General features: G+C 74.2%; 8 protein-coding genes. 3 read left to right on the top strand and 5 right to left on the bottom strand.

What is annotated here, in order from left to right:
• Window positions 1-181 precede the first annotated feature (181 nt).
• On the top strand, window positions 182-2,947 hold the full coding sequence (locus ACFRQN_RS17595) for an ATP-binding protein (RefSeq protein ID WP_380741115.1): 2,766 nt from the start codon (window positions 182-184) through the stop codon (window positions 2,945-2,947).
• 9 nt (window positions 2,948-2,956) lie between these two features.
• Here ACFRQN_RS17595 and ACFRQN_RS17590 read toward each other — a convergent pair whose 3' ends face one another.
• Window positions 2,957-3,772 carry an alpha/beta hydrolase gene (locus ACFRQN_RS17590; RefSeq protein WP_074003389.1) on the bottom strand — a complete coding sequence of 272 codons (816 nt, stop codon included), beginning with the start codon at window positions 3,770-3,772 and terminating at the stop codon, window positions 2,957-2,959.
• Window positions 3,773-4,004: 232 nt separating this feature from the next.
• On the opposite strand from ACFRQN_RS17590, the gene ACFRQN_RS17585 reads away from it, so the two are divergent.
• Window positions 4,005-5,072 (top strand): alpha/beta fold hydrolase, encoded by a 1,068-nt coding sequence (locus tag ACFRQN_RS17585; protein ID WP_074003390.1) that lies wholly within the window; start codon window positions 4,005-4,007, stop codon window positions 5,070-5,072.
• A gap of 65 nt (window positions 5,073-5,137) precedes the next feature.
• Here the strand turns inward: ACFRQN_RS17585 and ACFRQN_RS17580 are convergent, their stop codons facing one another.
• The 4 genes from ACFRQN_RS17580 to ACFRQN_RS17565 all read right to left on the bottom strand — a co-directional run bounded on the left by ACFRQN_RS17580 (window position 5,138) and on the right by ACFRQN_RS17565 (window position 21,565).
• Complete coding sequence (locus ACFRQN_RS17580; protein ID WP_380741100.1) at window positions 5,138-7,861, bottom strand: AAA family ATPase; 2,724 nt, start codon at window positions 7,859-7,861, stop codon at window positions 5,138-5,140.
• A gap of 212 nt (window positions 7,862-8,073) precedes the next feature.
• Complete coding sequence (locus tag ACFRQN_RS17575; RefSeq protein WP_074003392.1) at window positions 8,074-9,222, bottom strand: nucleotide disphospho-sugar-binding domain-containing protein; 1,149 nt, start codon at window positions 9,220-9,222, stop codon at window positions 8,074-8,076.
• A complete protein-coding gene (locus ACFRQN_RS17570) occupies window positions 9,219-11,012 on the bottom strand; it encodes a condensation domain-containing protein (RefSeq protein ID WP_074003393.1) in 1,794 nt (597 codons plus the stop codon). The genes ACFRQN_RS17575 and ACFRQN_RS17570 overlap by 4 nt, the downstream gene beginning before the upstream one ends.
• Window positions 11,009-21,565 (bottom strand): amino acid adenylation domain-containing protein, encoded by a 10,557-nt coding sequence (locus tag ACFRQN_RS17565; RefSeq protein ID WP_380741099.1) that lies wholly within the window; start codon window positions 21,563-21,565, stop codon window positions 11,009-11,011. Before ACFRQN_RS17565 ends, ACFRQN_RS17570 begins: the two co-directional genes overlap by 4 nt.
• A gap of 651 nt (window positions 21,566-22,216) precedes the next feature.
• Between ACFRQN_RS17565 and ACFRQN_RS17560 the strand changes: the two genes are divergently transcribed.
• Complete coding sequence (locus ACFRQN_RS17560) at window positions 22,217-23,458, top strand: cytochrome P450 (RefSeq protein ID WP_074003395.1); 1,242 nt, start codon at window positions 22,217-22,219, stop codon at window positions 23,456-23,458.
• The last annotated feature ends 34 nt before the right edge of the window (window positions 23,459-23,492 follow it).

Below are 23,492 nucleotides of genomic sequence, written 5' to 3'. Positions count from 1 at the left end.
CGCCCGGACGTTGCTCGACTCGATGCCGCCCGGTCCGGTGCACCCCCGCGTGCGGGACGCGATCGTCGTCGAAGCACGCGTCAACCCGCCGGCGCTGCGGGAGCTGCCGCGCGGTGGGAACGAAATCAGGAAGGGGCAAGGGGACATGACCGGGTTCCAGCGATGGGGCGTCACCACGGCGATGGTGGGCCGCGAGGACGAGCAGGCGGAGCTCGCGGCGTTCGTGACGGCCGCGACGGGCCAGGCGCTGGTCCTGCGGGGGGAGACGGGGGTCGGCAAGAGTTCGTTGTTGAGCCACGCCGCCGCGCTGGCGGAGCGGGAGAGCCAGGTCGTCATCCGGGCCGCCGGTGTCGAGGCGGAGTCCGAGCTGCCCTATGCCGGGCTGCACCAGGTCCTCCATCCGCTGCTCACCGACGTCGCGCGGCTGGACGACGGGACCCGGGCGGTGTTCGACGCCGTGTTCAGCGGAGTGCGGGGCGATCCGCCGTCGGTCATGGCACTCGGCATCGCCGTGCTCAGCCTGCTGTCGCTCTCCGCCGCGCAGCGGCCGCTGCTGCTGGTCCTCGACGACGCGCAGTGGCTGGACGACTCCAGCGCCGACGTCTGCGGCTTCGTGGGCCGACGCCTGGCCGGCGGCCCGGCGAAGATGCTGGTCGCGGTCTGCAGCGACATCACGTCCCGCTTCGACACCGCCGCACTGCCCGAACTGCCGGTCACCGCCCTCACCGACGAGGACGCGGCCCGCCTGCTGGACCACCGGTACCCGGAGCTGAGCCGACAGGTCCGTCGAATCGTCCTGGAGCGGGCCCGGGGCAACCCGCTGGCCCTGCTGGAGCTGCCCGCCCACTTCGCCGGCCGGTCGAGCGATCTCCCGGTCGAAGACCTGATCGGTCAGCACGGCGTGCCGTTGCCCCGACGGCTGCAACGGCTGTTCGGCACCCGCATCGCCGCCCTCGACGAGCGGGTGCGGACCGAGCTGCTGATGGGCGCGCTCGACGGCGCCGGGGCCCCGAGCGGCACCGACACCGTCCCCGGCACCCGTTACAGCATGCGTGACGCCGACACGGCGGTGGCCGCGGGGCTGCTGGACATCGAGGTGGTCACCGGCGATCTCGTCTTCCGGCACCCGCTCGTACGGTCCGCCGTCGTGCGGATGGCCACTCCCAACCAGCGCCGCGCCGCCCACCTGGCGCTGGCACAGGTTCACCGGGAGAACCTCGAACGCCGGGCGACGCACCTGGCGGCGGCAACGGTCGATCCGGACGAGGACGTCGCCGACATCCTGGAGGCGGCGGCCGAGTCGGCGACCCGGCGCGGCGGCGCGCTGGCGGCCGTGGCCTGGCTGACCCGGGCCGCCGAGCTCAGCGAGACCCACACCGGCCGGTCCCGGCGCCTGGCCGACGCGGCCTTCGTCGCCGCTCACGCCGCCCGCCTCGGCCAGGCGCACCGGCTGGTCCAGGCGGACCTCACGCCCGGCTCGACGGGGTCGCCGGCCTCGGTGCTGGCGGCCGCCTACCGGGCGCTCCACCAGGACGGGGACGTCCGCTCCACGCACCGCCAGGTCTCGGCCGCGATCGAGAAGCTCCGGGACGGCGGGTCGGCCGTCGCGTCGACCGTCGGCGAAGCCGAACCTGACGAGGTCCTCACCCGGCTGGTGGTCCTGCTCCTGACGATCAGCCAGTACAGCGGGGACCGCGCGGCCTGGGAGAGCACGCACGAACTCCTCGCCTCCCTGGGCAGCCTCCTCACCCGACGCTCGCGTCTCTACAGCGGCACCTGGAGCGACGTGACCAGGCACGGAGCCGGCTTCGCCGGGCCGGTGCGACAGGCCGCCGCGACCCTGCCGGACCTGGAACCCTGGGACGTCACGCAGTTCGGCGCGGCCGCGTACCACCTCGACCTCCTGAGCCACTACCGCCCCCACCTGCAGCGTGTCGTCGACCGCGAGCTGGAGACCGGGGCCGTGGCAACCGGCATGGTCATGCTGCACCAGATCATGCTCGACCAGTTGACGGTCGGAGAATGGGCCGAGGCCGAGGACACCGGACAACGCGGCCTGGACCTGGCGACCGAGCACGGCCACCAGCTGTTCGCCGCCCAGAGCCGCGCGTACCTGGCCCAGCTCGCGGCGCTGCGCGGACAGGTCGGGCGGGCCCGGGACCTGCAGGCCGAGGTGGACGCCTGGGCCCGCCCGCGCGGACTGGGATTCCTGACCCAGGTCGCCGACTCCGCCGGCGCGGCCGCCGCGCTGAGCTCCGGCGACTACGAGACCGCGTACCTCTACGCCATCGGCATCACCCAGCCGGGTGAGTTCCGGCCCTACGCCTACCAGGCCTCGCGCACCCTGCTCGATCTCGTCGAGGCCGCCCGGCACACCGGACGCGTCGACCAGGCCCGGGCGCACGCCCTCGCCGCCCGCGACGCCGGTCTGCCGGAGGTGTCGCCCCGCCTGGGGCTGATCACCTACGGCGCGCTGGCGATGACCGCCGAGGACGAGCGGGAGGCCGCCGAGATGTTCACGCGGGCCGAATCCCAGCCGGAGGCCACCCGCTTCCCGTTCGAGCTGGCCCGGATCCGGCTGGCGCACGGCATCCGGGTGCGCCACGTCCAGGGCCCGGCCCCGGCGCAGCAGTACCTGGTCCCGGCGGCCGAGGTGTTCGAGCGGCTGGGCGCGGCCGGCTGGACCGAGCGGGCCCGGGCCGAACTGCGCGCCACCGGGGCCCCGCCCCGCGTCCCGACGCTGACCGTGGCCCCGCTGACCTGGCAGGAACGCCGCATCGCCGACCTGGCCGCCGGCGGCCTGACGAACAAGGAGATCGGCGCGCGGATGCACCTGTCGCCGCGTACCGTCAGCTCGCACCTGTACCGCGTCTTCCCCAAGCTGGGCATCACGGCCCGGGCGGCACTGCGCGACGCGTTGAGCCGGACCGACGCGGCGCAGGTCTGATGCCCGCGCTCACCCCTGTGGGGCCACGGCCTCGACGCCGTTGGCGGCCAGCCAGCCAAGGACGTGGTCGGCGACCGAACGCCAGCCGCTGTCGAACACCAGGGAGTGCCCCCGATCGGCGAACTGCTTCAGGTCCGTCACGGCGGAGGAGTCGCCGTAGAGCTTGTAGACCGAGCGGGTCACGGCGTCCGGGACCATCCGGTCCTCCTGGCCGGAGACCAGCAGCAGCGGTCCGCGCGCCGTATTGGCCGTGTCCACGACGGTGCCGGCCGGCCCGGTGGCGGTGCCGTCGAGTCCGAGGTCCGCGAGCAGCCGGAGCGGGGCCGGGACGGCGTACCGGTCGAAGAGCTGCTCGGCCTCCCCCTCTCCGACCGTGTTGACGACGAGGTGTCGGAACCGGGCGCGCGGCAGCTGCCCGAAGCCCGGGTGCCGGGTCGGGCCGGCCGACATCAGCGGCCACGGCCGGGACCGGCCGTCGGCCGGCGGCACACCGCCGGCCGGCAGCGGCGCGAGGGCGACGGCGGCGCGGCCGAGGTCGGCCCCGAGGAGGTGCTGGGCGATGAGGCCGCCGGCCGAGTGCCCGATGAGGACCGGCGGGTCGTCGAAGCCGCGCACGACCTGCTCGTAGTGGGCCACGAGCGCGGCGAGCCCGAGGTCGCGCGGCGGGCCGGGATCGCGGCGGGCCTGGTCGACGGTGTGGGCTTCGCCGGGCCAGCCCGGGACGCACACCGCGTAACCGTACGCGGTGAACCGCTCGGCCCAGCCCTCCCAGGAGGACATGTGGAACCACGCACCGTGGATGAGGACGACGGGGGTTTGTTTCACGGCCAGACCTTCCGAATTGCACGCACGACGATCCGCCGGCATCACGGCGCTCCATCGAGGATCACCGAGCGGCAGGCCGGCGGACACAGTCGAATGACTGAATCCGGCGGCCCGACAGACCCTTCGCGGGTCCGCGGGCGTCTTCCCGCGTCTCGACGTCATGTGACCGATGCGTCCGGCCGGCGGCCGGAGAACAGTGGAGGCACCAGCGGGTCTCCAGGAAGGATCAGACATGATCGACAGGCGTGCCTTCACCAAAGCGGTCGGTCTCGGCGTGGGCGCCACGGCCGTGTCGGTCGGCGCGGTCTCGAACGCGCCTGCCGCCCTCGCGGCCGGTTCCGACCGGCCCGGCCGCCCGGCCCCGGTCGTCCCGGCCGTCACCGCGGGCACCCACACCACGTTCACCGACCTGAAGCGGGTCCAGGCCGGCGTGCTCGACATCGGCTACGCCGAGGCCGGGCCGAAGCACGGGCCCGTGGTCATCTGCTTGCACGGCTGGCCCTACGACATCCACAGCTATGTCGACGTGGCGCCGCTGCTGGCGGACGCCGGCTACCGGGTGATCGTGCCGTACCTGCGGGGCCACGGCACCACCACCTTCCTGTCCCCGACGACCGTCCGTACCGGGCAGCAGTCCGCGATCGCCCTCGACGTCATCGCCCTGATGGACGCCCTGAAGATCCCCGAGGCGGTGCTGGCCGGCTTCGACTGGGGCTCGCGGGCCGCCGGCACCGTCGCGGCGCTGTGGCCGGAGCGGGTCAAGGCCCTGGTGGCGGTGAGCGGTTACCTGATCGTCAACCTCCCCTCGCAGAAGAACCCGCTGCCGCCGAAGGCCGAGCGCACCTGGTGGTACCAGTACTACTTCGCCACCGACCGCGGCCGCGTCGCCATGGAGACCAGGCAGAACCGGCACGACCTGTGCCGACTGGTGTGGGAGGAGACCTCCCCCACCTGGAGGTTCGACGACGCCACCTTCGAACGCACCGCGGCGGCGTTCGAGAACCCCGACTACGCCGCCATCGTGATCCACAACTACCGCTGGCGTCTGGGCCTGGCCGACGGCGAGCGCCGCTACGAGCACTACGAGCGGCTACTCGCGGCCCGACCGCCCGTCACGGTGCCGGCCATCGCCGTGGACCCCGCCCTCGACCCGTTCCTGCCCACCACCGACGGCAGTGGGTACCGGAAGTTCTTCACCGGCCCCTACGAGCACCGCGTCCTCACCGGCATCGGCCACAACGCGCCGCAGGAGGCGCCGACGGCGTTCGCCCAGGCCGTGGTGGACGCCGACCATCTGTGACCCCTGCTGATCCCGCACGGCTGTCACCGCATGGCCGTCACCGCATCGCCGTCACCGCACGGCCGTCACCGCACGGACAGGGCGCCGTCGATCTCTCGACGGGAGGAGATCCCCAGCTTGGCGAAGACCTTGCGCAGGTGCCACTCGACCGTACGGGGGCTGAGGAACAGGTGCTCGCCGATCTCCGCGTTCGGGTGCCCGGCGGCCGCGAGGCGGGCGATCCGCGCCTCCTGCGGGGTCAGGACCGGCGCGCCGACGGTCCTCTTGCGAACCGTCTCACCGGTGGCGAGCAGCTCACGCCGGGCCCGCTCGGCGAAGCCCTCCATACCCGTGCGCCCGGCCGCCTCGTACGCCGCCCGCAGCTCGGTACGGGCCTGCGCGCGCCGGTTCCGGCGGCGCAGCCACTCCCCGTACAGCAGTCGGGCCCGGGTCTCGAACACGCCGAGCCCACCGCGGCCGAAGTGGTCGACGGCCTCGCGGTAGCGGTCCTCGGCCTGCTCGGGTGCTCCGGTCAGGGCTTCGGCGACCGCGTGCGCGCCCAGGGCCCAGGGCGTGCCGGCCCGGCTCCAGTCGGCGAGCCGCTCGCGCGCCCCGGCCGCCACGGCCGGCTCGCCGGCCCTGGTCGCGGCCTCGACCAGCTCGCCGCACGTCCAGACGTGCACCACGAGGTCCTGGTACTCCCCGCCCCGGAGCGCCGCTTCCATGGCGAGCGGATAGTTGCCCAGGCCGTTGTGGAGCACAGCCCTCGCGCACGCGGCTACGCCGACGAGTCGGCCCAGGCCGCGCTGCTCGCCCTCGTGCTCCATCGCCTCGATCGCTTCCAGGGCCGGTCGTTCCCGTCCCTGGTACGCGCTGATCAAGGCCGCCGTGGCCGTGCGCGCCACCGAGCCGGTGACCTTGTCCAGGGCCGCGGCCTCGGCCAGCAGGTCGCCCGCTGGGGAGAAACGCCCCGCGAAGCCCAGCGCGGACGCCTGATAGGGCAGCGCCGTCGAGAGGAGCGACAGGGTTCCCGTCCGGCGTGCGAAGCGGACCGCCCGGCCGCCGATGTCCAGCCAGCCCTGGAGATCGCCCAGCTCCGCGGCGGCGTTCGCGGCCGCCCACAGGACGGACGGATCCTCCTCGTCGGTGAGGGAGCGCAGCGCCCGTGCCAGCTGCGGGAAGACGGCAGCCGGCCCGTCCACGCTCCGGGCGACCAGGGCCCTGAGGAAGACTCCCGCCGGCTCGTCGCCGGGCGGCAGGTCCCGAGCGGCCTCGGCGACCCGGCGCAGTGCGCCTTCGTCGTACCGGCCGACCCAGATGGCCGCGTCGTACGCCGCGAGGCAGGTCTCCCGCGCGAGGGCCGGGTCGAGGTCCCTGAGCCGACTCGCCGCGTCGAGCAGCGGCTGCACCGCGCCCCTCCCCGAGTCGGTCATGGACGACGCCTTGGCCCGCAGCCGGCCGGCATGGGCCTGCTGCAGCCGGTCCAGCGGCCCCAGCTCCGCGGCGGCGAGCAGGTCGGGCACCCGGGCCGGCACGCCCGCCGCGACATGGGCCGCCGCGGCCGCCAGAGCGCGCCGCGCCCGCGCCTCCGGACAAGGGGTGAGCGCGGCGGCACGCTCCAGGAAAGAGGCGGCGGCCGCCCTGCCGCCGCGTGCCAGGGCCCGGTCGGCGGAGCTCTCCAGTGCGGCCGCCACCTGTTCGTCCGGCCCGACCGCGGCGTGGGCCAGGTGCCAGGCCCGCCGGTCGGGGTCGCGCTCGGCGTCGGTGGCCTCGGCCAGGGCCGCGTGCGCCGCATGCAGCGCCGCGGCATCCGCGCCGCGCCACACCGCCGAACGCACCAGCGGGTGCCGGAACCGCACAGCGGCTCCCAGGGTGATCAGGTCCGCGGCCTCGGCCGGCGCCACGGCCTCCGGCCCGATGCCCAGCAGACGCAGGGCGTGCCACAACAGCGGCCCGTCGCCGACCGGTTCGACCGCCGCGACCAGCAGCAGGGCTCGGGTGTCGGCCGGCAGGGCGTCGACGCGCCGGCGGAAGCCGTCCTCGAGCCGGGTCGCCAGCGGGCCGGCGCCGGGCCCGCCGAAGCCGAACGCCAACTCCGCCGGCGACAGGCCCCGGGGCAGCTCCAGCAGGGCGAGCGGATTCCCGCCGGTCTCGGCCACGATCCGGTCCCGTACCCGGGCGTCGACCGGCCCCGGCAGCACGCCGTCCAGCAGCGCCCGGGCGTCGGCATCGGCCAACCCGCCCAGCGGAAGGTCCGGCAGACCGGAAAGGCCCTCGTCCTCCGCCTTCCCGTCGGTGATCCGCTCGGCGAACACCAGCGCCACCGATTCCGCGTCCAGCCGGCGCCCGACGAACGCCAGGATTCGCCGGGACATCAGGTCCAGCCACTGCGCGTCGTCGACCAGGCACACCAGCGCGGACCGGGCCGCCGCCTCGGCGAGGAGACCGAGGACCGCGAGCCCCACCAGCAGCATCTCGGGCGGGTTTCCCGTGCTCAGGCCGAACGCGACCCGCAGCGCGTCCTGCTGCACCTCCGGCAGCCGGCCGAGGTGCGACAACAGCGGGGCGCACAGCCGTTGCAGGGCCGCATAGGCGAACTCGGCCTCGGCCTCGACACCGGCCGCGCGTACCACCTGCCACTGCCCCGCCTGCCCGGCCAGATGGTCGAGCAGCGCCGACTTGCCGACACCCGCCTCACCCCGCAGCACCAGCACCCGGCTGCGCCCGTCGCCCACCTCGCGCAGCAGACGGTCCAGCACCTCCACCTCCCGGGTACGCCCGATGAGCTGGTGGTTCGCGGACTGCGGCATGGCACCTCCGGGGAGAGTTCCTCCCGGAGGAGCTGCACCCATCCTACGAAGGGCGGGGCCGGCCGAGTCGCACGGGTTCCGTCACGACCGGCGCGCGGCGGTCAGCCGATGGCACGCGCGGTGGTGCGGGGCCCGGCACCACCGCGCCGTGTCACCTCAGCGTCCTGAAGGCGGCGCGGAGTTCTTCGGCCAGGAGCCGCGGCTGCTCCCGGTCAGCGCTCGCCGACCAGCTCCTCCAGCCGCGAGACCAGCGCCGCCGGGCTGGGCCGGGAGGCGATCTCCGCCTGCACCTCGCGTGCGGTCCGCCGGTAGTCCGGCACGTCGAGCAGCCGCAGCAGGCCGTCCTGCACGGCGGCCGCGGTCGCCTCGTGCGCGGAGCAGGCCAGTCCGACGCCCCGGGCCGCGATCACGGCCGCGTTCGCGGGCTGGTCGGCGAGCCGGGGCACGACCAGCTGCGGGACGCCGTGGACCAGTGCGGTCAGCGCGGTGCCCGCCCCACCGTGGTGGACGATGGCGGCGCAGGTCGGCAGCAGGGCGCTGAGCGGCACCCAGCCGGCCACGCGCACGTTGTCGGGCACCGGGCCCAGGGCCGCCGCCTGGTCCGCCCCCATGGCGAGGATGAGCTCGACGTCCAGCCCGGCGCACTTCTGCAGGAACGCGGCGAGCTCGCCGAGCTCGCCGGACAGTGGCAGGACACTGCCCAGGGTCAGGCACACACGTGGCCGGGACGGCGCCGCCAGCGCCCACTCGGGCAGCAGTCGGCTCTCGTTGTAGGGCACGTAGCGCATCGACCACTCAGCCGCGTCGTCGTGGCCCCCCATGCTCGGCGGCCGGACGTCGATCGTCGCGGCCGCAGCGGCCGACTCGGCCAAGCCCAGCCTGGCCCGTGTGGGTTCCAGGTACTGGGCTATGGAATGGCGGTACGTCACCGCTTGTTCGTCGCTGCCCGCCCAGGCCAGCCGAACGCTCTGCTCCACGTAGGGGACACCGAGCGCGGTGGCCACCAGGGGTCCGGCGCCCTGCTCCAGGGTGGACAGCACGAGGTCCGGCCGGAACTCCTCGGCGACCTTCAGCAGGCCCTCGGCCATCTCCTCGCCGAACAACCCCAGCCCGCCGCGTCGGGGCCGCGGTTCGCCCGGCGGCGTCATGTTGATCGCGTGGCTGGCCGCCATGAACTCGCCGAACACGTCGCGGCCGGGGCACACGTCGACCGCCGGGAGTCCGGCCGCGACCAGCGTTTCGGCGGCCTGGCCGTTGTTGGCGACCAGGACCTCGTGCCCGGCGGTCCGCAGCGCCCAGGCCAGTGGGACAGTGGGCAGGAAGAGGCCGGAGCCCGGGGCGGCCATGGACAGTACTCTCATTGCAGGTTCCCTTCCGAAGCGTGCGCGTCGTCGACGAGGAGCCGGGGCGTTTCCGGGCTGCTGCCGTCGAGGCGTTCGACGAGGCCGGTCGTGGTGATGAGCAGGGCGGGACGTGCGTCGGCGAGCATGTACGCGATGCGTTCGGCCGGATAGCCGGGGTCGATCGGCAGGTAGGCCGCGCCGGTCTTCAGGACGGCGAGCATGGCCACCACCATCTCGGTCGACCGCGGCACCGCCAGGGCGACGATGGCCTCGGGCCTGATGCCCCAGCTGCCGAGGTCGGCTGCCAACCGGTTCGCCCGGTCGTCCAACTCGCGGTAAGAGGTGGTCTGTTGACCGTACCGGACGGCGACGCTGTCCGGCGTGGCGGCGGCCTGTGCGGCGAACAGCTCGGCCACCGAGCGGTCCGGCGCCGGGCGGGCCGTATCGTTCAGCCCGACGATCAGCCGGTACCGTTCCTCCGCCGTCAGCACGTCGATGTCGCCGACGGCGGCGTCCGGCGCACCGGTGGCGAAGCCGCCGAGCACGTGGACGAAGCGGTCGGCGACGCGCCGGGCCGCGGCGCCGGTGAGGAGGTCCGGCCGGTAGCCGAAGCAGAGCACGAGGGTCTCGCCCGGGTGGGCGATCAGGCTCAGCGGGTAGTGGATGCTGTTGTGCGCCTCCGTGCCCGTCACGCGCACGCCGGCGACGGAGTCGACGGTCCGGTCCAGCGGGTAGTTCTCGAACACCACGAGCGAGTCGAAGAGGTCGCCGTCGATCTCCGACAGGCCCTGGATCTCGGTCAGTCCGAGGTACTGGTGAGCGCCGAGCCGGGACTGCTCCTCCTGGAGCCGCCCGAACAGCCCGGCGAGGGTCTCCCGCGGGTCGATCCGGACCCGCACCGGCACGGTGTTGACCAGCATCCCGACCATGGCCTCGACGTCGCGCAGCTCGGGTGCCCGGCCGGCGACCGTGGTACCGAAGACGACGTCGTCACGGCCCGTCAGCCGGGACAGCAGCAGGCCCCAGGTGCCCTGGACCACGGTGTTGACGGTCAGGCCCAGCAGCCTGGCGCGTTCGGCGACGGCCGCGGTCAGGTCCCGGGGCACGGTGACCAGCACCTGCTCGGTCGGCACCGCCGTACGGCTGTCCGCGTTCGGCGCCACCCGGGTGGCCTCCTCCAGGCCGGTCAGCGCCGTGCGCCACGCCGTCCGGGCCTGCGGAGCGTCCTGGCGGGCCCGCCAGGCGAAGAACTCCTGCAGCGGCACGGCGGCCGGCAGCGCCGACGCGTCGCCGCCGGCGCCGTAGACCTCGAAGAGCTCGCGCAGCAGCAGCCCGGTGGACCAGCCGTCCAGCACGGCGTGGTGGTTCGTCAGCACCAGCCGGAACCGGTCGGACCGGCGCCGGATCAGCGTGAACCGCACGAGCGGCGCCGCGGCCAGGTCGAACCGGCGGGTGCGGGCCTCCCGGGTGATCCGCCCGACCTCGGCCTCGCGGTCGCCGTCCGCGACCGCGGTGAGGTCCGCCTCCTCCCACGGCAGCGGCACCTCCGACTGGACCACCTGCAGGGTGTCGCCGATGGCCCGGCGCCGGAAGCTCGCCCGCAGAGTCGGGTGGCGCCGTACCACGGCCTCCACCGACCGCCGCAGCACGGCGGCGTCGAGCGGTCCTTCCAGGTCCAGCACCACCTGGACGTTGTACAGGGCCGATCCGTCCTCGTCGTACGCCGCGTGGAACACCAGCCCTTCCTGGACCGGCGTGAGCGGTAGGACGGTCTCGATCCTGGGCGTGCGCTTCGTCGCCGTTGTCACAGGTCCCCCTCCAGGGCCAGTTCTTCCTGAAACTGGTCGATCTCGTCCTGGGAGAGCAGGACCAGTGGCAGGTCGGAGGGGCTCTGGCCCCCCGAGTCGGGTCGTCGGGCATGGTCGACCAGGGCCCGCAGGACGCGGAACCAGGTGGCTCCCAGGTCCTCGACCTCCGCCGCCGTGAACAGCTCCGCCGCCCAGGACCACTCGGCCACGAGCACCGGCTCCGTGCCGTCGTCCTCCCGGACGAGCGTGTTGACCTCCACCGCGTGCGCCAGCGGCAGGCCCGGGTCGGCGCCGCCGGTGAACCCGCCGACCTCGTGCGCCGGCGCCCACGCGCCGGACTCGGCGGGCGTGCCGAACCGGCCGAGGTGGTTGAAGCCGATCTGCGGCACCGCCAGCCCGGCGAGCACCTGCCTGGTGCGCGGGTTGAGGTGGCGCAGCAGTCCGTAGCCCAGACCGTGGTCAGGGACGGCGGCCAGTTGCTCCTTGACCCGCTTCAGCACCCGTCCGACCTCGGGACCGGCCGCCCAGAGGTCCGGCCACTCGACCGCGCCCGGGTCCAGCCGGACCGGGTGGACGGTGGTGAACCAGCCCACCGTGCGGGACAGGTCCACGCCGCCGACCGCGTCCTCCTCCCGGCCGTGGCCCTCGACGTCCACCAGCACCGGCCCGGCGGGACGGCCCCGCCGACGGGACCAGTCCTGCACGGCCAGGGCCACCGCGGTGAGCAGGACGTCGTTGACCGTGGCGTGGAAGACGGTGGTCACGTCGGTCAGCAGCGCCTTGGTGGCATCCGCCGGCAGCGTCAGCTCCACGGTGCGCCGGGAGGCCACCACGTCCCGGGCCGGGTCCGGCGCCCGGCGGCCGAGCGGCGCGTCGGCGCCGTCCAGCATCGCCGTCCACAGGCCGAGTTCCGCCGTCCGCCGGTCGCTGTCGGCCTCCTCGGCGAGCAGCCTCGACCAGCGGCGCAGCGAGGTGCCGACCGGGGCCACCGCGGCGTCGGCGCCGCGCCGCAGCGCGTCGGTGACCTCCGCGAGGTCGCCGAGCAGGATGCGCCAGGAGACGCCGTCCACCGCGAGGTGGTGCACGGCCAGCAGCAGGTGCCCGGGGTCGGCCGGGCCGGCGTCGAGCCACACGGCCTGCCACACGGTGCCGTGCTCGGGAGCCAGTCGGTCCCAGGCGAGCTCGGCCTGGTGCCGAGCGGCCTCGCGCAGCGCGTCCCCGGTCAGCCCGGCGACATCGTGGCGGGCGAACCGGTCCGCGAGGTCGGCGTCCGGCTCGGTGATCTCCAGGTCCCAGCGGGCGTCGTCGTCCTTGCGGCGCAGCCGCAGCCGCAGGGCCTCGTGACGGTCCACCAGCGACCGCAGTGCCGCCGTCAGCGTCGGCTCGTCGATGCCGGCGGGCAGCCGGACGAACATCGACTGGTTGAACCGGTCGACCGGGCCGCCCAGTTCGCGCAGCCACTCCATCACCGGAGTCGGTGCCAGTGGCCCCGGACCGGCCTCGGTGTCCTTCTCGGCCACCGGGTGGGCCTGCTCGCGCGCCACCCTGGCCAGGTTCGCCGGGGTGCGGTGGTCGAAGACGTCCCGGGGGGTGAACTCCAGGCCCTGGCGCCGGGCCTGGCTCACCAGCTGGATCGAGGTGATGCTGTCCCCGCCGAGTGCGAAGAAGCTCTCGTCCGGCCCGACCAGCGGCACGCCCAGGGTCTGCGCGAAGAGTCCGCACAGCAGTTCCTCGCGCGAGGTCCGCGGGACCAGGCCGGTGCCCGGGGCGTGCTCGCCCGGGTCCGGCGCCGGCAGGGCGGCCCGGTCCAGCTTTCCGTTGGCGGTGACCGGCAGCCGGTCCAGGAGGACGTAGCCTCCCGGGAGCATGTAGCCGGGCAGTTCGCCCGCGGTCCGCTCCGCGATGTCGGTGACGTCCGGTTCGGCGCCGGGCCGCGGGACCACGTAGGCGATCAGCCGGGTGGTGCCCGCAGAGGTGTCGCGGGCCAGGACGACGGCCTGGGCGACGTCCGGATGGCGGGCCACCACCGTCTCGACCTCGCCGAGTTCGATCCGGTGGCCGCGGACCTTTACCTGGTTGTCGGTGCGGCCCAGGTAGTCCAGCGCGCCGTCGGGCAGCCGGCGGGCGAGGTCGCCGGTGCGGTACATCCGGCTTCCCGGGGCGCCGTACGGGTCCGCGACGAAGCGGTCGGCGGTCAGCGCGGGCCGGTTGAGGTAGCCGCGCGCGACACCGGTGCCCGCCAGGTACAGCTCGCCGGGCACGCCGGCCGGGACCGGGCGCAGCCAGCTGTCCAGCACGTAGGCCCGGGTGTGCGGCAGCGGACGGCCGATGGGCGGGGCGAGCACCTCGTCGTCGGCGCACGTCCAGTCGGTGGCGTACACCGTCGCCTCGGTCGGCCCGTAGAGGTTGACGATCTCCGTACCGGGCAGCGACTGCCGGATCCGCCGTACCAGTGGCTCGGGCAGGGCCTCGCCCGCCAGGACGAGCCGCCGGGCCGCGAAGCTCGGCGACGGGTCGGCGAGCAGCCCGGCCAGCGCTGACGGGACGCCGCTGATGAGCGAGCCCTGCCAGGGCCGTTCGGCCAGTTCCAGCAGGTCGCGGACGATCTCCAGCCGGCCGCCGGCGGCCAGCGGGGCGAACAGCTCGAACACCGAGACGTCGAAGGAGAGCGAGGTGGCGGCCAGGACCCGCTGAAGCCCGTCGCCGCCGAAGCGCTCCACCGCCCAGCCCACCAGCGCGTCCATGGCGGCGCGCGACACGGCGACGGCCTTGGGGCGGCCGGTGGACCCGGAGGTGTAGATGACGTAGGCGAGCGAACCGTCGGGCGCGGCCGGGACGGTGCCGGCCAGGAGGGCACCGGACGGGGCGGCGCCGGCCGGGACGTCCGGGTCGCCGGGCGTGCCGGGTCCGTCCAACGCGAGCCGCGCCAGCCGGTCCGCCGGCGGCAGCCCGGGCACCTCCTCGCCGCTGGTCAGCACCAGCGCCGGCGCGGCGTCCCGGATCATGAACGCGGTCCGCTCGGCGGGGTGCCGATGGTCCAGCGGCAGGTAGCCGGCGCCGGTCCTGAGCACGGCCAGCAGCGCGACGATCAGCTCGGCCGAGCGCGGCACCGCCACCGCGACCAGGTCCTCCGGTCCGACGCCGCGGGCCCGCAGCTGCCGGGCCAGCCGGTCCGCCCGCTCGTCGAGCTCGCGGTAGGTCAGCTCCTCGGCCGCGCAGACCACCGCGGTGCGGCCGGGTTCCCGCGCCGCCCAGTCCCGCACGGCGTCGGCCACGGCGACCGGGGCCGCCGGGCGGCCGGTGTCGTTCCACTCCTCGGTGAGCTGCCGCGTCTCGGCCGGCTCCAGGGCCTCGATGCGGTCCGCCCGGGTGTCCGGGCCCGCCTCGGCGATCTCCTGGAGCAGCCGGGTATACCGCCGGACGACCTGCTCGGCGTCGGCGGCCGCGAACAGGTCCGGCCGGTACGTGAACTGCAGGTCGAGCGAGGGGCCCGGGGTGGCGATCAGGGCCAGCGGGTAGTGCACGTCGTTGTGCGTGCGGACTGCGCCCACCCGCGGGCCGGTCCGCGCGCCCTGGTTCAGGGCGTCCGGGTCCAGCGGGTAGTTCTCGAACACGGTGAGCGTGTCGAAGAGTTCGCCGTCGACTCCGGTCAGGCGTCGGATCTCGGCGATCCCGAGGTGCTGGTGGGCGGCGAGGCGGGACTGCTCGTCCTGCAGCCTGGCCAGCAGCGCGCCGATCGGCTCGTCGGGGCGCAGCCGCAGCCGCACCGGGACGGTGTTGATGAAGCAGCCGATCATCGTCTCGGTGCCCGGCAGCTCGGGCGGCCGTCCGGAGACGGTGGTGCCGAAGACGATGTCCTCGCTGCCGGTCAGCCGGCTCAGCAGGAGCCCCCACGCGGCCTGCACGACCGTGTTGAGCGTGACGCCGTGTTCCCGGGCCCGCCCGGCCAGCGCGGCGGTGAGGGATTCGGGCAGCAGGACGGAGCGGGAGGCGGGCTGGACGGAGGCGTGCGCGTCACCGTGCGGAGCCAGCCGGGTCGGCGCGTCCAGTCCTCGCAGCGCCGCCTGCCACGCCTGCTCGGCCGCGGTGCGGTCCTGGCCGGCCCGCCAGTCCAGGTAGGTGCGCCAGGAGCCGGCCGGCCGCGCCGGTGTGTCGGCGCCCCGGGTGCCGTAGTGGGCGAACAGCTCCTGCAGCAGCAGGGGCATCGACCAGCCGTCCAGGACGATGTGGTGGTTGGTCACCGCGAGGGTGTGGCGGCCTTCGTCGAGGCGCAGCAGCGTCAGGCGCAGCAGGGGTGCTTCGGCCAGGTCGAAGCGGCGGCTCAGGTCGTCCCGGAGCGCCGCCTCGGCCTGGGCCGCCCGCTGCTCGGGGTCGAGCCCGCTCAGGTCCAGGTACCGCCACGGCACCGGGACCTCGGCCCGGACCACCTGGACCAGGCCGCCGCTCGCCCGGTTCCGTACGCAGGTGCGCAGCACCGGGTGGCGGCGCAGCAGGGCCTCGGCGGCCTCGCGCAGCGTCCCGGGGTCGATCTCGCCGTCCAGGTCGAGGGCGATCTGGACGTGGTAGACGTCCGGTGCGTGGTCGTCGTACGCGGCGTGGAAGGCCAGGCCCTCCTGGAGCGGCGTCAGCGGCAGGACGTCCTCGACGTCGGGGCAGGCGGCCTCGATCTCGTCGATGTCCTGCTGTTCGAGCCGGGCGAGCGGGAAGTCGGACGGCGTGTGGCCGCCGGCGCCCGGTCGGCGGGCGTGGGTGGCCAGCGCGCGCAGGGCGGTGGACCAGGTGTCGGCGAGGTCCCGGACCTCGTCCTCGGTGAGCAGGCCCGCGGGCCAGGACCACTCGGCGGACAGCCGGGGGCCGTTCTCCCCGTTCTCCCCGTTCTCCCCGCCGTCCGTCGCGTCCTCGTGGACGAGCGCGTTGATCTCCAGCGTGTGGGCGAAGGGCGTTCCGGGGTCGGTGTGTCCGGCCAGTGCGCTGCCGTCGCGCACCGGTGTCCAGGTGCCCTGGCCCCGGGTGGTGAGGGAGCGGCCCAGGTAGTTGAAGAGGACGTCGGGGCTGCCGAGGCCGGCCAGGGCCGTGGCGGTCCGCGGGTTGAGGTGGCGCAGCAGCCCGAAGCCCAGTCCCCTGCCGGGCACCGCCGCGAGCTGTTCCTTGACCGTGCGCAGCGCCGTTCCGACGGCCTGGCCCGCGGCCCAGGTCTCGGCCGGGTCGGTCACGCCGGGGTCGAGCCGCACCGGGAAGAGGCTGGTGAACCATCCGACGGTGCGGGACAGGTCGGTGCCCGGGACGGCCTCCTCCTCGCGGCCGTGCCCCTCCAGGTCGACCAGCACCGGCGCGGCCCCGTGCCCGCGCCGCCGGCGCCAGTCCTGTAGGGCCAGGGCCAGGGCGGCGAGCAGGACATCGTTCGCGCCGGCGTGGAAGGCGGTGGTCACCTCGGTGAGCAGCGCCGCGGTGGTGTCGGCGTCGACGGAGGACACCAGGGTGCGCCGGGTGGCGAGGACGTCCCGGACGGGATCGAGCGCGCGTGCCCCGAGCGGGGCGGTGGCACCGGTGAGCGTCTCCCGCCAGTGGTCGAGCTCGCCGACCACCTCGGCGGTGCCGGCCCGCTCGACCAGCTGCCGCGACCACTGCCGCAGCGAGGTGCCCACCGGGGCGGGTGCGGGGCGCCCGCCCTCGGCCAGGGCGGCGTAGGCGTCGGCCAGGTCGGGCACCAGCACGCGCCAGGACACCCCGTCCACGGCCAGGTGGTGGACGGCCAGGAACAGCCTGCCTCGGCGGGTCGGGCCGGCGTCGAACCAGACGGCCTGCACCAGGACGCCGTCGTCGGGGTCGAGCCGGTCGAGAGCGGCTTCCTCCCAGGCCCGCAGCTCCGCCTCGGTGGGTTCGCCGGTCTCGGCGACGGCCACCCGTCGCAGGCACCCGGCGGCGTCGACGGCGCCGGCCGGCCGTACCGTCAGCGACCACGCCTCGTCGCCGTCCCGCGCCAGCCGCAGGCGCAGCGCGTCGTGGTGGTCGAGCACGGTCTGCAGGGCGTCGCCGAGGGTTTCCAGGCGCAGTCCGGCGGGCACGTCGAGACGCATCGACTGGCTGAACCGGCCGACCGGGCCGCCGAGTTCACGCAACCGGTGGACGATCGGCAGCAGCGGAACGGGACCGGCTCCGGTGTCAGGCGGCGGGGCCTGGGTGTCCTGGGTACGGGCCACCTCGGCGAGCCGGGCGACCGTCCGGTGCTCGAAGACCTCGCGCGGGGTGAACAGAACTCCGGCGCCGCGCGCGCGGCTGACCAGCTGGATCGCGCCGATGCTGTCGCCGCCGTGGTCGAAGAAGCTGTCGTCGGCACCGATTCCGGGCAGGCCCAGGACCTCGGCGAAGAGCCGGCTCAGCAGTTCCTCGCGTGGACCCCGGGCCGGCCGGCCGCCGCCGGTGGCGCGGAACTCCGGTGCGGGCAGGGCGCGCCGGTCCAGCTTCCCGTTGGCCGTGGTGGGCAGTGCGTCGAGCACCATGACGGCGGCCGGGACCATGTAGTCGGGCAGGTTCTCCCGCAGGTGCTCGCGCAGGGCGGCGGCGAGCCGCCCGGCCTCGCGGCCGACCGCGGGGTTGTTGGTCAGGGCCTGCGGCGCCGCCGCGGCCGGGAGGAAGACGTCGGTCAGGGCCGCGGTGGCGGGGTCGGTCCGGGAGCTCAGGAAGAGCACGTCGAGTTCGCCGTCGGTGCCCTCGCCGGACCAGGTGACCACCGTGCGGTAGCCGAGGTCCTCGCCGAGCTCGTGGAAGCTCTCGGGCAGCGGGCCGGCCGGGCCGTCCCCGTCCACCGCCCGCCGGACATCCGCCATCGGCGCCCCGGCGAACAGCTGCCGGGTGGCGGAGGCCTCGGGCACCAGGCGGACGTTGGGCACGCCGGTGATCCGCAGCCGGGCCGGCGCCTCGGTGGCGAGCCGGTCCCGCAGCGCGGTCAGGTCGGCGACCTCGGTGCCCCAGTGCGCGCCCGGCACGTCGAGCAGCGAGACGGGCCGGTGCTCCGAGTGCTTGTGCAGTACCACGTCGTAGCGGTAGCGGATCAGTTCGGTGTCGTAGTCGCCGCGCTTGACCCGGATGTCGACGCCGGCGAGGTCGGCGCTCTCCTGCTGGAGCGCGGTGAAGAACCGCGGGTCGACCAGGAGTTCGTTCTCCTGCCGGGTCCGCTGTTCCACGGCCCGGCGCACGGCCTGCGGGTCCGCGTCCGCCGGGCTGTGCGCGAGTTGCACACCGGTGGCGAGGATCCGGCGGAGCCTCAGGTCGCGGACGTCTCCGAGGAACACGGCGCCGCCGGGGCGCAGCAGTCCGAGCGCTCCGCGCAGGACGGTCCCGAGGTACTCCGCGGTGGGGAAGTACTGCGCCACGGAGTTGATGACCACGGTGTCGAAGAAGCCCTCGGGCAGCCCGGCCAGGTCGTCGGCCGGCTGGGTGCGCAGCTCCACCCGCCCGGCCAGGTCCGGCCGGGTGCCGAGGTGCCGGCGCAGCGCGGCGACCGCCGCGGGGGAGAAGTCGGTCGCCCAGTAGCGCTCGGTGTCCGGCGCGAGCCGGGCGAGCAGCAGGCCGCTGCCGACGCCGATCTCCAGCACCCGGCGGGGCCGGAGGGCGCGGATCGCTTCCACCGTCCGGTCGCGCCACTGCCGCATGTCCTCCAGCGGCAGCGGGCGGTCGGTGTAGCTGCTGTCCCAGCCGGCGAAGCCCTCGCCGAAGGCGGCCTCGGACGGTGCGCCGTACATCGACTGGTACAGCTGCTGCCATTGGTCGACGTGCTCGCCGTCGGCCCGCTCCCGCACGGAGGCCGGGCGGTCGCGCTCGGGCACCACGTACCCGACGAGGTATTTCCCGGACGAGCGGTCGTCGCGGGCCACCACCACCGCCTCGCCGACCTCGGGGTGCTCGCCGAGGACCGAGGCGATTTCGCCGGGTTCGATCCGCACGCCCCGGATCTTCACCTGGTCGTCGGTCCGGCCCAGGTAGGCCAGCCGCCCGTCGGCGTCCCACCGGGCGAGGTCACCGGTGCGGTACATCCGCTCACCGGGCCGGCCGAACGGGCAGGCCACGAAGCGCTCCGCGGTGACGGTCGGCCGGCCGAGGTAACCGCGCGCGAGGCCGGTGCCGGCCAGGTAGAGCTCGCCGGGCACGCCGTCGGGCACCGGCTCCAGGGCCTGGTTCAGCACGTACACCCGAGTGTTGGCGATCGGGAGTCCGATCGGCGGGGCGCCGGTGCGCGCCGGGTCGCACTGCCAGGACGTCACGTCGATGGAAGCCTCGGTCGGTCCGTACAGGTTGTGCAGCTCGCAGTCGAGGACGGCGAAGAACCGGGCGGCGAGTTCGGCGGGCAGCGCTTCACCGCTGCAGATCACCCGGCGCAGGCTGGCGCACCGGCCGGTCTCGGGCTCGACCAGGAAGGCCTGGAGCATGGCGGGGACGAAGTGGACGGTGGTGACCTGCTGTTCGCGGATCACCGCGGCGAGGTAGCCCGGGTCGCGGTGCAGCCCGGGGTCGGCCATCACCAGGGTCGCGCCGCTCACCAGGGGCCAGAAGAACTCCCAGACGGAGACGTCGAATCCGCAGGAGGTCTTCTGCAGCACCCGGTCCCGCGCGGTCAGCCGGTAGCGGTCCTGCATCCACAGGAGCCGGTTCGCCAGGCCGGCGTGGGTGTTGACCGCTCCCTTGGGCCGACCGGTCGAGCCGGAGGTGTAGATGACGTAGGAGGGCGAGTCCGGCGAGAGCGGGCGCGGGCGGTCGGCCTGGGTGACGTCCCGGTCGGGCGCCGCGTCCAGGGCCGCCGCCAGGTCGGCGTCGTCGAGCAGCAGCCGCGGGGTGGCCGTGGCCCCGGGCAGCCGGGGCGCGGTGTCCTGTGTGGTGATCAGCAGCGCCGGCCGGGCGTCGTCGAGCATGTACGCGATGCGGTCGGTCGGGTAGTCCGGGTCGACCGGCAGGAACGCGGCGCCGGACTTGACCACGGCCAGCAGAGCGGTGACCAGGTCCACGGACCGCGGCACCGCGAGAGCGACGAGGTCCTCTGGGCCGAGGCCGCGGGCGAGCAGCAGCGACGCGAGCCGGTTCGCCCGCTCGTTCAGCTCCCGGTAGGAGAGGCCGTGCGGCCCGTGCAAGACGGCCGGGGCGTCCGGAGTGGCCGCCGCCCGGGCCTGGAACAGATCGACGACGGTCTCGGGGCCGACCGGCCGCCCGGTGTCGTTGCGGCCGACGAGCAGCCGCTCCAGGTCGTCGGGCCGGAAGACGTCGAGTCCACGGCACGGGGTGTCCGGGTCCGCCTCGGCCATCTGTTCCAGCAGCCGCAGCAGGCCCTGGCCGTGCACCCGCAGATCGGCGCGGTGGTACAGCTCGGTGTTGCCGTCGACGTCGATCCGTCCGCTGCCCCGCCGGACGTCTCCGTAGAACACGAAGGCCAGGTCGTCGACCGGTCCGTTGGTCAGGTTGTGGATCGTCGTCGCGCATCCGGCGAGATCCACATCCTGGTCGAAGAACTGCAGGTTGACGTGCGGCCCGACCAGCGGGCTGCTTTCCTCTCCCGCGCCGAGGTCGTTGCGCAGGTCCTCATATCGGTAGCGCTGGTGCCGAAGGCCGAGCAGCATTTCCGCGGAGACGTTCTGCAGCAATCCGGACAGCGGCAGCTCCGGTCCGGCCGAAACGCGCAGCGGCACCACGTTGGACATCATTCCGGGAATACCGCGTATGGCCTTGCCGAACCGGGCGGTGACGGGCAGTCCGAGCACGACGTCCGTTTCACCGGTGAGTCGTGCGGTGTAACGGGCGGCGGCGGCGGCGTAAACAGCGGCGGGCGTCACGCCGCAACGCTGCGCCAGTCTGCCGAGTGCCTCGCTCAGCCCGCTTTCGATTTCCACCGTCTCGCGGGTCCGGCCGCCCCGACGATTCGGCTCGGCCTGTCCGAAGGTCGCCGGCGCCGGGCTGTCCGCCAGTTTCTCCATCCAGTACGCGCGGTCCGTGTGGAATGCGACGGACTCGCGATAGGCACGATCCGACCGCAACATCTCCCCGAAACGCCCGAGGCCGTTCACGGCGTCCCGGCCGGTCGCCAGCGCGGTGTACCGGGCGGCGATTTCCCGTACGAACAACGCGCCGGAGAAACCGTCCATGGCCACGTGGTGGGCCCGCAGGTACCACAGGTACCGGTCCTCGCCGATCCGCAGCAGCGCGAAGGAGTGCATCCGGCCGCTGTCCGGGGCGAGCGGCACGGCGAGCTCGTCCTCCATCCAGGCCAGCGCCGCCCGGTGTGGCTGCTCCTGGTCGCGCAGGTCCAGGCAGGGCATGACGAGTTCGGCCGCGTCGTCGACCACCTGCGCCGGCTCCGGGCCGGAGGCCACGATGCGGGCCCGCATGGTCGGGGTGTCGGCGAAGGCCCCGCGAGCCGCCCGCACCAGCAGGTCGACATCGAGCGAGCCGACGATGTCGGCGTACAGCGCGACGCTGTAGTCGAGGCCGTCCCGCGCGAAACGCTGGGCCAGCCATATTCCGGTCTGCGCGGAAGTGAGAGCGAATTCCTGACGCGCTGTTGCGGGCATGCAGAGTCCTTCGCAGAGCTGTCGGCGGTTGAAGTCAACTCACGAACAGGCGAGGTCCCGAGGATTGGATGGCGGTACCGCGCTGCGGCGGGCACGCGCGTCCGGCTGTTTCCTTCGGGATCCCCGCGAGTTCCAGCGAAGATTCAGCGCGAAGGCCCAGCGCGGTCCCGGCATCGAAAAAACCGCACGATCACGTGCATATCCCCCGTCCCCGTGTCTCGTGCCGTGCGCCCTGTTCCCCGATGCTCTCGAACAACAGTCCCGCAGGCACTGTTCCGCAGCGTACCCCGACCTCTAGAGATCGCAAAGGCCCAACCGGAACGCCGCCCTTCTGGCCGAAACCGTGCCCTCCGGTCCGAAACCCGGCGCAGACGGCACCGCCGGCGACGTTCACCCAGGTCAGACCCCCCGGGCCGACGCGCGGTCCTGACGCACCGTCGGAGATCACTCTTGACACTGCCGAGACGGGCTACCTAGGCTCCAGCTCCGTCGGCGTCAATTCGGGCTTCCCCTTCCGGTACTCGAATTCGACGATTCAGGGCGGTACGGGGGACTCCGTCTGAGCGGCCAGGCGAGCACGGATGCCGGCCGCTTCCAGCTCCTTTCGTCACCAGCCCTCGTTAACCATTTCCTGCTCGCGGGGGCTATCTCATGACCGATCTCGCAGCTTTGACGAGCCTTTCCTACGACCAGCGCACCAAGGCGTTCCTGGAGTACCTGGACCGCGGTCGCGCCGCCGGTCCGGTGGCCAAGAGCTACCAGCCGGGTGTGTGGGAGGTGTTCGGCTACGACGAGGCGCTCCAGGTGCTGGGCGACCACCGCACCTTCTCCAGTGACATGAACGACATGATCCCCGAGGACGAGCGGGAGCTGGCCAGCGCCGCCCAGGGCAACTTCCTCGGCGTCGACCCGCCCCACCACACCCGGATGCGCGAACTGGTGCGGCGCGCGTTCACTCCCAACGTCGTCGCGAGTCTCGAACCGATCATCACCGAGACCGCGAACGAACTGCTGGACCGGATCGAGCTGTCGGCCGACGGCACCGGCGCCTTCGACGTGGTGGCCGACTACGCCGCCCCGCTGACCGCCCGGGTGATCGCCAAGCTCTTCGGCATCCCCGAGAAGGACCACGGGATGTTCACGGTCTGGGCGGACGCGCTGCTCGGCGCCCGGCCGGCCGGTGAGCTCGGCCGGGCCGACGAGTCCGCGGTGCGCGAACTGGGCGAGCTCGTCCGCTTCGCCTCCGCCTACCTCCTCGAGATCATCCACCAGCGCCGTGCCGAACCCCGGGACGACCTGATCAGCGCCCTGGCGCAGGCCGAGGTCGACGGGCGGTGCCTGGACGACCACGAGATCGTGGGCGTCATCGGCATGTTCGTGATCGCCGGACACCTGCCGTCCTCCGTGCTCGTCGGCAACACCGTGATGAGTCTGGACAGCCACCCCGAGGTCCTCGCCGAGGTCCGCTCCGACGTGGACCTCCTGCCCAAGGTCGTCGAGGAGGTGCTGCGCTGGCGCCCGCCGCTGGTGCGGGACCAGCGGGTGACGGCGTGCGACACGGAGCTCGGCGGGGAGCGCATCCCGGCCGGCGCGATGGTGTGCGTATGGCTGCTCTCCGCCCAGCGCGACGCCGCCCACTTCGGCCGGGCCGAGGAGTTCGACATCCACCGGCCGAACCAGGGCCGTCACGTCGCCTTCGGCAAGGGCATCCACTACTGCCTGGGCGCGCCGCTGGCCCGCATGGAGGCGCGCATCGCGCTCACCGCCCTGCTGGAGCGCTTCGAGCGGATCGCGGTGCTTCCGGAATCCGGCATCCGGTTCCACCCCTCGATCGGCGTCCTCGGCCCGGTACGACTGCCCGTCGCCGTGCGCCGCGCCACCCAGGCCGGCTGACCCCGCCGGGCCCGGGCCGCGACCGGCCCGGGCC

The sequence above is a fragment of the Kitasatospora sp. NPDC056800 genome (assembly GCF_042789775.1).
Taxonomy (GTDB): Bacteria; Actinomycetota; Actinomycetes; order Streptomycetales; family Streptomycetaceae; genus Kitasatospora.
This window is presented reverse-complemented; position numbering and strand designations above follow the sequence as displayed.

Bases quoted from the DNA above. Each gene is read 5' to 3' on its own strand.
- ACFRQN_RS17595 (WP_380741115.1), top strand. From the start codon at position 182: ATGGTGGGCCGCGAGGACGAGCAGGCGGAGCTCGCGGCGTTCGTGACG.
- ACFRQN_RS17585 (WP_074003390.1), top strand. From the start codon at position 4,005: ATGATCGACAGGCGTGCCTTCACCAAAGCGGTCGGTCTCGGCGTGGGC.
- ACFRQN_RS17580 (WP_380741100.1), bottom strand. From the start codon at position 7,861: ATGCCGCAGTCCGCGAACCACCAGCTCATCGGGCGTACCCGGGAGGTG.
- ACFRQN_RS17575 (WP_074003392.1), bottom strand. From the start codon at position 9,222: ATGAGAGTACTGTCCATGGCCGCCCCGGGCTCCGGCCTCTTCCTGCCC.
- ACFRQN_RS17565 (WP_380741099.1), bottom strand. From the start codon at position 21,565: ATGCCCGCAACAGCGCGTCAGGAATTCGCTCTCACTTCCGCGCAGACC.
- ACFRQN_RS17560 (WP_074003395.1), top strand. From the start codon at position 22,217: ATGACCGATCTCGCAGCTTTGACGAGCCTTTCCTACGACCAGCGCACC.